This is a genomic window from Micromonospora acroterricola (assembly GCF_003172955.1).
Classification (GTDB): domain Bacteria; phylum Actinomycetota; class Actinomycetes; order Mycobacteriales; family Micromonosporaceae; genus Micromonospora; species Micromonospora acroterricola.
In genome coordinates this window covers 65,767-73,019 of record NZ_QGKR01000211.1, presented here as the reverse complement: position 1 = coordinate 73,019, position 7,253 = coordinate 65,767, and the positions used below count along the sequence as shown (strand labels likewise).

The 7,253-nt window shown below is 73.2% G+C and carries 9 protein-coding genes and 1 pseudogene; 9 read left to right on the top strand and 1 reads right to left on the bottom strand.

From position 1 onward, the window contains the following. The 8 genes from rimM to DKT68_RS17850 all read left to right on the top strand — a co-directional run. Window positions 1-440, top strand: a 440-nt coding sequence (gene rimM, locus DKT68_RS17885) for a ribosome maturation factor RimM (RefSeq protein WP_109818554.1), incomplete at its 5' end; no start/stop codon positions are given. 7 nt (window positions 441-447) lie between these two features. Next, entirely contained in the window at window positions 448-1,221 is a 774-nt protein-coding gene (gene trmD, locus DKT68_RS17880) for a tRNA (guanosine(37)-N1)-methyltransferase TrmD (RefSeq protein ID WP_109818549.1), read from the top strand. Between the two features lie 143 nt (window positions 1,222-1,364). Beyond that, window positions 1,365-1,721 carry a 50S ribosomal protein L19 gene (gene rplS, locus DKT68_RS17875; RefSeq protein ID WP_088946622.1) on the top strand — a complete coding sequence of 119 codons (357 nt, stop codon included), beginning with the start codon at window positions 1,365-1,367 and terminating at the stop codon, window positions 1,719-1,721. A gap of 181 nt (window positions 1,722-1,902) precedes the next feature. Next, a complete protein-coding gene (gene lepB / locus DKT68_RS17870; protein WP_109818548.1) occupies window positions 1,903-2,772 on the top strand; it encodes a signal peptidase I in 870 nt (289 codons plus the stop codon). Between the two features lie 10 nt (window positions 2,773-2,782). Beyond that, the gene (gene lepB / locus DKT68_RS17865; RefSeq protein WP_109818547.1) at window positions 2,783-3,418 is read left to right on the top strand and encodes a signal peptidase I; all 636 of its coding nucleotides are present in this window, start codon (window positions 2,783-2,785) and stop codon (window positions 3,416-3,418) included. A gap of 47 nt (window positions 3,419-3,465) precedes the next feature. After that, window positions 3,466-3,948, top strand: coding sequence for an NUDIX hydrolase (locus DKT68_RS17860; protein ID WP_109818553.1), 483 nt, complete (start codon window positions 3,466-3,468; stop codon window positions 3,946-3,948). Beyond that, window positions 3,942-4,754, top strand: coding sequence for a ribonuclease HII (locus DKT68_RS17855; RefSeq protein ID WP_109818546.1), 813 nt, complete (start codon window positions 3,942-3,944; stop codon window positions 4,752-4,754). Before DKT68_RS17860 ends, DKT68_RS17855 begins: the two co-directional genes overlap by 7 nt. Then, complete coding sequence (locus DKT68_RS17850; protein WP_007075222.1) at window positions 4,751-5,074, top strand: DUF2469 domain-containing protein; 324 nt, start codon at window positions 4,751-4,753, stop codon at window positions 5,072-5,074. Before DKT68_RS17855 ends, DKT68_RS17850 begins: the two co-directional genes overlap by 4 nt. A 52-nt stretch (window positions 5,075-5,126) precedes the next feature. Here the strand turns inward: DKT68_RS17850 and DKT68_RS17845 are convergent, their stop codons facing one another. Then, window positions 5,127-6,305 (bottom strand): sulfite oxidase, encoded by a 1,179-nt coding sequence (locus tag DKT68_RS17845; protein ID WP_236646946.1) that lies wholly within the window; start codon window positions 6,303-6,305, stop codon window positions 5,127-5,129. 297 nt (window positions 6,306-6,602) lie between these two features. Between DKT68_RS17845 and DKT68_RS17840 the strand changes: the two are divergent. Continuing rightward, window positions 6,603-7,211, top strand: a pseudogene (locus DKT68_RS17840) (murein hydrolase activator EnvC family protein); the annotation flags it as partial. Between the last annotated feature and the right edge of the window lie 42 nt (window positions 7,212-7,253).

The following is a 7,253-nucleotide window of genomic DNA, read 5'->3' as shown; positions in this document are numbered from 1 at the left end:
CCGCAGGGACCCGGAAGAGTTCCCCGCCCTCGCCCGAGCCCGGGGAACTCTTCCGGGTCCCTGCGGAGCTGACCATCGAGGAAGCCCGCTGGCACCAGGGGCGGATGCTGGTCGCGTTCGGCGGTGTGCTGGACCGCGACGCCGCCGAGGCGCTGCGCGGCACCCTCCTCGTGGTGGACAGCGCCGACGTGGCGCCACCGGAGGACCCGGAGGAGTTCCACGACCACCAGCTCGTCGGGCTGGCCGTGGTCACCCCGACCGGCGAGCGGCTGGGCGAGGTGGCCCGCATCGACCACGCGCCCTCCTCCGACCTGTTGGTGCTGCGGCGTCCCGAGGGGCGGGTCGCGCTGATCCCGTTCGTCCGGGCGATCGTTCCGGAAGTCGACCTGGCTGGCGGCCGTGTGATCGTCGACCCGCCGGCCGGACTGCTCGATCTTTAGGGCCCCCATGCGCGTCGACATCGTGTCGATCTTCCCGGACTACTTCACGCCCCTGGACCTGTCGCTGATCGGCCGGGCCCGGGCCAACGACGTACTCCAACTCGCCGTGCACGACCTGCGGACCTGGACCCACGACGTGCACCGCACGGTCGACGACACCCCCTACGGCGGCGGTCCGGGCATGGTGATGCGCCCGGAGCCGTGGGGTGAGGCGCTGGACGCGCTCGCGCCGGCCGGGGCCCCGCCGCCCCGGCTGCTCGTGCCGTCGCCGGCCGGTGTCCCGTTCACCCAGGCCATGGCGTACGAGCTGGCCGCCGAGCCGCACCTGCTCTTCGCCTGCGGCCGGTACGAGGGGATCGACCAGCGGGTGCTGGCGCACGCCGCCAGCCGCATGCCGGTCACCGAGGTCTCACTCGGCGACTACGTGCTCTTCGGTGGTGAGGTGGCCGTGCTGGTGATCCTGGAGGCGGTCACCCGGCTGCTGCCCGGCGTGCTGGGCAACGCCGGCTCGCTGGACGAGGAGTCGCACGCGCACGGGCTGCTCGAGGCGCCGATCTACACCAAGCCGCCGAGTTGGCGTGGTCACGACGTGCCCGAGGTGCTCCGCTCCGGCGACCACGGCAGGATCGCCCGCTGGCGGCGCGAGGAGGGGCTGCTGCGAACCGCCGCCCGGCGCCCGGACCTGCTCGCCGCGCTGCCCGCCGATCAGCTCGACAAACGGGACATCGCGGCGCTGGACCAGGCCGGATTTCAGCCGACGCCGGGGGATGTGGCAAAGTAGGGGGGTTGCCGCATCCGCCCGCGCCCGCGGGTGGCTGCGAGGATCACCGACCGGGGTCGGCCCGCCGACCACCACCCGGGGATCAGAATCACCCACCCGCGCACCGAGTGACGGTGCGCCGTGAGCCTTACGAGGACGCAGCGATGAACATCCTGGACGCCCTTGACGCCCAGTCCAAGCGGACCGACCTCCCCGACTTCCGTGCCGGTGACACCGTCAAGGTGCACGCTCGGGTCGTCGAGGGCAACCGGTCCCGTGTCCAGATCTTCCAGGGCGTCGTGATCCGCCGCCAGGGTGACGGTCTGCGTGAGACCTTCTCGGTCCGCAAGGTCAGCTTCGGTGTCGGCGTCGAGCGGACCTACCCGATCAACGGCCCGGGCATCGACCGGATCGAGATCGTGACCCGTGGCGCCGTGCGCCGCGCCAAGCTCTACTACCTGCGCGAGCTGCGCGGCAAGAAGGCCAAGATCAAGGAGAAGCGGGAGAAGCAGCCCAGCTGACTTCCCGCTCGCCACGCCGCCTGAGCTGCGCGTATGCCGTACCGACCGGACCGCACTACCCTGGTCGTACGGGCGCAGCGAGGCGGCGGCCCCGCCCACGTGGCGGGCAGCCGTCCACAACCGCCCGTGGGGCCTCGACGAGGCTCCCGGGCGGTTGTGTTTCTGTGGACCGGGGAGTGGCGTGGTGCAGACGCTTGACGAGGACGGCGCCGTCGATCCGTGGCGCCGGCGGGCCCGCCGCGTCCGCCGGCAGATGCCTCTCTGGCAGGAGCTTCCGCTGCTGCTGGTCGTCGCGTTCTGCCTCGCGGTGCTGATCCGCACCTTCCTGCTCCAGGCGTTCTTCATCCCGTCCGGCTCGATGGAGGACACCCTCCTGATCGGCGACCGCGTGCTGGTCAACAAGGTCGTCTACGACGTCCGCGACCCGGTACGCGGCGAGGTCGTGGTCTTCCGGGGGACCGACCGTTGGGCGCCGCAGGTCGACGAGCAGCCGGAGCCGGGCCTCACCGGCAAGATCACGCGGACTGTCGGCGACCTGGTCGGGGTGAGCCGCCCCGGCGAGAAGGACTTCATCAAACGGGTGATCGGCCTCCCCGGGGACCGGGTCAAGTGCTGTGACAGCCAGGGCCGGGTCACCGTCAACGGCACCCCGCTCAACGAGCCGTACGTGGTGCGCGACTCCCCGCTGGACCTGCCGCCCAACCCGGGGGAGTGTCGCTCCCGACGCTTCGACGAGGTCGTCGTGCCGCCCGGCCAGATCTTCGTGATGGGGGACCACCGGCTCGTCTCCCAGGACGCGCGCTGCCAGGGCCCGGTGCCGATCGACAACGTGGTCGGCCGGGCCTTCATGGTGGTCTGGCCGTCGTCCCGGTGGAACCCGCTGTCGGTGCCGTCGACCTTCGACGACGTGTCCGGGCCGGCCGCGGCCTCGTCGGGCGCGCCCCCGGTCCGACCGTCGCCGCAGGGCGGTGTGCTGCTACTTCTTCCCCTGGTGGCCGCCCTGCGTGGTTCCCGCGCGTTCCGGACGGTGACGTCCGGTCCGGCAACGTAGGCTCCTTGGCGTGATTGACGAGCAGACCGACAAGCCCCGCAGTTCCTTCTGGAAGGAGCTGCCGATCCTGCTGGGTGTGGCGATCCTGGTCGCGGTGCTGGTCCGCGCCTTCGTGCTGCAGACCTTCTTCATCCCGTCCCCGTCCATGGAGAACACTCTCAAGATCGATGACCGGGTGCTGGTCAACAAGCTGGTCTACGACTTCCGGTCACCGCACCGCGGCGAGGTGATCGTGTTCAAGGCGCCCATCGAGTGGAGCGGCAACCCCGACGGTGAGGACTTCATCAAGCGGGTGATCGGCGTCGGCGGCGACCACGTGGTCTGCTGCGACGAGCAGGAGCGGTTGGTGATCAACGGCAGGTCGCTCGACGAGCCGTACATCTTCTCGATGGACGGGATCCGCGACAAGCCCGCGGACCAGGAGTTCGACATCACGGTGCCGAAGGGGCGGCTGTGGGTGATGGGCGACCACCGCTCGGCCTCGGGCGACTCGCTGGAGCACTGGCAGCAGTCCGGGCAGAACATCACCGAGGCCACCATCCCGGAGGACGAGGTGGTCGGGCGGGCGTTCACCGTGTTCTGGCCGGTCAACCGGGCCACCTGGCTGACGGTGCCGGACCAGTTCGACGGCATCCCGAAGCCGTAGGCCGACGGGGCGTGGGCGATCCGCCGCCGGTCTGGCAGGCTGGGGCGGTGACCGTCTACACCCCTCGACGCGCCGCCCGCGTGCTGCTCGTCGACGCGGCCGGCCGGGTCCTGCTCTTCCACGGCTTCGACCCGGCACGCCCCGGGCACCGCTACTGGTTCACCCCCGGCGGTGGCCTGGGTCCGGCCGAGCCGCCGGCGGAGGGCGCGGCCCGGGAGCTGGCCGAGGAGACCGGGTTGCGGCTCGACCCGGCCGAGCTGGGCGAGCCGGTCTGGTCCGACACGACCGAGTTCACGTTCGATGGTGTGTGGTACCGCCAGAGCCAGGACTTCTTCCTGCTCCGGGTGCCGTCCTGGCGGGTCGACACCGCGGGCTTCGACGACATCGAGCAGCGCAGCATCGCCGGTCACCGCTGGTGGTCCCCGGATGAGCTGGCGGCCACCGCCGAGCGCTACTACCCGCCCGAGCTGCCCGCCCTGCTGACCCGGCTGCTGCAACCGGCCGCCGGTCGGGACGAGGCGTCGTGCTGACCCCGCCCCGCACCGTGGTGCGCCGGGAGGCCGGGCTGTACGCGCTGGAGCGGGCGCTGCAACGCCGGGGCTTCCGGCAGGTCGCCGGCGCCGACGAGGCCGGCCGGGGCGCGTGCGCCGGTCCGCTGGTCGCCGCCGCGGCGGTGCTGCCCGAGGGGCGGCGCGGCGAGATCGACGGCCTGGCCGACTCCAAGCTGCTCACCCCGGCCAGCCGGGAGCGGGTGTACGCGGAGGTGGTGGATCGCGCCCTGGCGTACGCCGTGGTGGTCATCCCGGCGGAGGAGGTCGACGCCCGGGGGCTGCACGTGTGCAACCTCGCCGCCATGCGCCGGGCGCTCGCCTCGCTCACCACCCGGCCGGAGTACGTGCTGACCGACGGCTTCGGCGTGGACGGCCTGGGTGTGCCGGGGCTGGCCGTGTGGAAGGGGGACCGGGTGGCCGCGTGCGTGGCGGCGGCCAGCGTGCTCGCCAAGGTCACCCGGGACCGGCTCATGGTGGAGCTGGACGAGGTGTTCCCGGCGTACGGGTTCGCCGAGCACAAGGGTTACATCACGCCGGAGCACAGCGCGGCCCTGCGCGAGCACGGGCCGTGCCGGGAGCACCGGTTCTCGTACATCAACGTCGCCGCGGTCTCCGGTCGCGACGGCCGGCCGCCGCGCGCCCGCCGGCCCGTCCACCCGGGCCCGGACGAGCCGATGGAGCGCTCCTGGGCGTCAGGGGGTACCGTCGGCGTGGCGTTGGGCGAGCAGCTTCTGCCTCCGGCGCCGGTGGGGGAAGATGTGGTCATGGAAGGCGGAGTGCGATGAGCGCGGAAGATCTCGAGAAGTACGAGACCGAGATGGAGCTGCAGCTCTACCGGGAGTACCGCGACATTGTCCGCCAGTTCTCGTACGTGGTGGAGACGGAACGCCGGTTCTACCTGGCCAACCAGGTCGACCTGCACGTGCGCAACTCCGACGGCGAGGTCTACTTCGAGGTCGAGATGCACGACGCCTGGGTGTGGGACATGTACCGTCCTGCCCGGTTCGTGAAGAACGTCCGGGTGATGACGTTCAAGGACGTCAACGTCGAGGAGCTGGAGAAGCCGGACATCTCGCTGCCCGCCGACTCCGGCTTCGGCGGCTGACCGCCTCCGGCCGCACCACGGGCCCCCCACCCGTGGTGTAGCCCACCGCCGGTCATTCGGCCGGCACCACGACCTCGACCCGCTGCACCAGGTTGTTGGCGAAGCCGCCGCGGTTCCACGGCTGCTCGACCGGCTGGGTCCGCCCGGACGCGTCGGTCGCCCGCGCGCTGAGCACGTACCGGCCCGGCGTCGCGGTCCACTCGTGCCGCCACCGCCGCCAGGCGAAGTCGCCGCCCTCGGCCGGGTCCAACTCGGCCGGCTCCCAGGTCGTCCCGCCGTCGGTGGTGACCTCCACGGAGACCACCGGCGCGTGCCCCGACCAGGCCCGGCCGTCCAGGGTGCACAGGCCCGGCCGCAGCACCCGGCGGCGGGACATGAAGTCGGGGAAGCCGGGCGGGCGGACCAGGGCACGCGGCTCGATTCGCGTGACCGGAACGCCCGGGTCGTCGGCGTCGCGGCGCAGCCGGTACGCCACCGCGTTCTGGTAACCCTCGAACGGTTCGGTCCGCACCTCTACCGAGTGCAGCCACTTCACGTGCGCCATGCCGTACCAGCCCGGCACGATCAGCCGCAGCGGCGCGCCGTGCTGCGGCAGCAGGGGAGCGCCGTTCATCTCGTACGCCAGCAGCACCTCCTCGCGCAACGCGTCGGCGACCGGCAGCGCCCGCTGGTAGTCCTGCTCCACCCCGCGCTCGACACCGTGATCGGCGCCCGTGAAGACCACGTCGAGCGCGTCCGGCCCGAGGCCCGCCTCGCGCAGCAGCGGCGCGAGCGGGGTGCCGGTCCACTCGGCGTTGCCGACCGCCTCGACCAGCCAGGGCTGGCTGACCGGCCGGGGGTGCAGCAGGGCCCGGCCGTTGCCGGCGCACTCCAGCGTGACCCGGTGGGTGACCCGGGGCCGCTCGCGCAACTCCGCCAGGCTGACGGTCAGCGGCCGGTCCACGGCACCGCCGATGGTCAGCGCGTGTGCGGCCGGGTCCAGCTCCGGGATGTCGTAGTGGATGAGCAGGTAGTGCAGCCCGGCCGGCGTGACGTCGTAGCGCAGGGCCTCCAGCGGGATGCCGTGGTTGCGGGCGGCGAGCTGCAACTCCTCGGCGCTGATCGCCTCGTCCGGCTCCGCGAGCCGCGACGGGCCGCTCACGTCGGCCACGCTGGGCGCTCCGGCGGTGCGCGGGTGCGGTGCCCGGTCGTGGTGATCCGACCCCGGCGTCCGGTCATCGACAGTGGTCATAGGGGCCTCCCCGGTCCGGACAGCGGCGCTGCACGTGCACTCGGCCCAGCCTAGGCCCTCGACGACCGGCCGGGCGCGGGCCGGGTGCGCGGCTCCCCAGCCGGCGAACCCCGCACCCGGCCTGTCGGCGTCGTCGTGCCACGGGCGCCAGTCCCGGGTCACCAGAGGCAGCGTCGACTGTTCGTCGCCCTATCAGATCGTCGAGGGGGCCGGGTGGTCGTCCACAGCACCGGTGCCTGTCCACAGCCCGGCCGTTCGGGCTGGCAGGTGGCCCCGGTGCGGCCGCAGGCTGCCGTCATGCGACCGCCACCCGCCCCGCGTACCGCCTCGACCCGCCGCACCGTGCTGCTCTGCGCCGCGTTTCCGCTCGCGCTGACCGTTCAGGCCTGCGGCCTGGCGCTGCTGGTCGCGGCGCTGCCCGGCCACCCGCCGGCTCAGGCGGTGCCGGTCGCGGCGGTGGCCCCCGCCCCGACGCGAGCCGAGCCGGGCCGGTTCCGCTGGCCGGTCGACGGACCGCCCCGCCCTGTGCGCCGCTTCGACCCGCCGCCCCGACCGTGGCTGGCCGGGCACCGTGGGGTGGACCTGGCCGCACCGGCCGGAGCGGTCATCCGCAGCGCCGGGCGGGGCACGGTGCTCTTCGCGGGCCTGGTCGCCGGCCGACCGGTCGTCACCGTGGGGCACGCCGGCGGCCTGCGGACAACCCACGAGCCGGTGCGACCGGCGGTACGGCCCGGCCAGCCGGTCGCCGCCGGTGCGCCGCTGGGAGAGTTGCTGCCCGGGCATCCGGGCTGCCCGGCCGTGGCCTGCCTGCACTGGGGCCTGCGCCGGGGCACCGAGTATCTCGACCCGCTCGCCCTGCTCGGCCTCGGCCCGGTGCGCCTGCTCCCGCTCCATGCAGGGGTGCGGCCGAGCGAGCCTGGTGAGGTCAGCGCTGGGTCGGTGGGGTGG

Excerpts from the sequence above, each read along its gene's own strand:
- DKT68_RS17845 (WP_236646946.1), bottom strand. The coding sequence starts at position 6,305 with ATGACCACTGTCGATGACCGGACGCCGGGGTCGGATCACCACGACCGG.
- trmD (WP_109818549.1), top strand. The coding sequence starts at position 448 with ATGCGCGTCGACATCGTGTCGATCTTCCCGGACTACTTCACGCCCCTG.
- rplS (WP_088946622.1), top strand. The coding sequence starts at position 1,365 with ATGAACATCCTGGACGCCCTTGACGCCCAGTCCAAGCGGACCGACCTC.
- DKT68_RS17850 (WP_007075222.1), top strand. The coding sequence starts at position 4,751 with ATGAGCGCGGAAGATCTCGAGAAGTACGAGACCGAGATGGAGCTGCAG.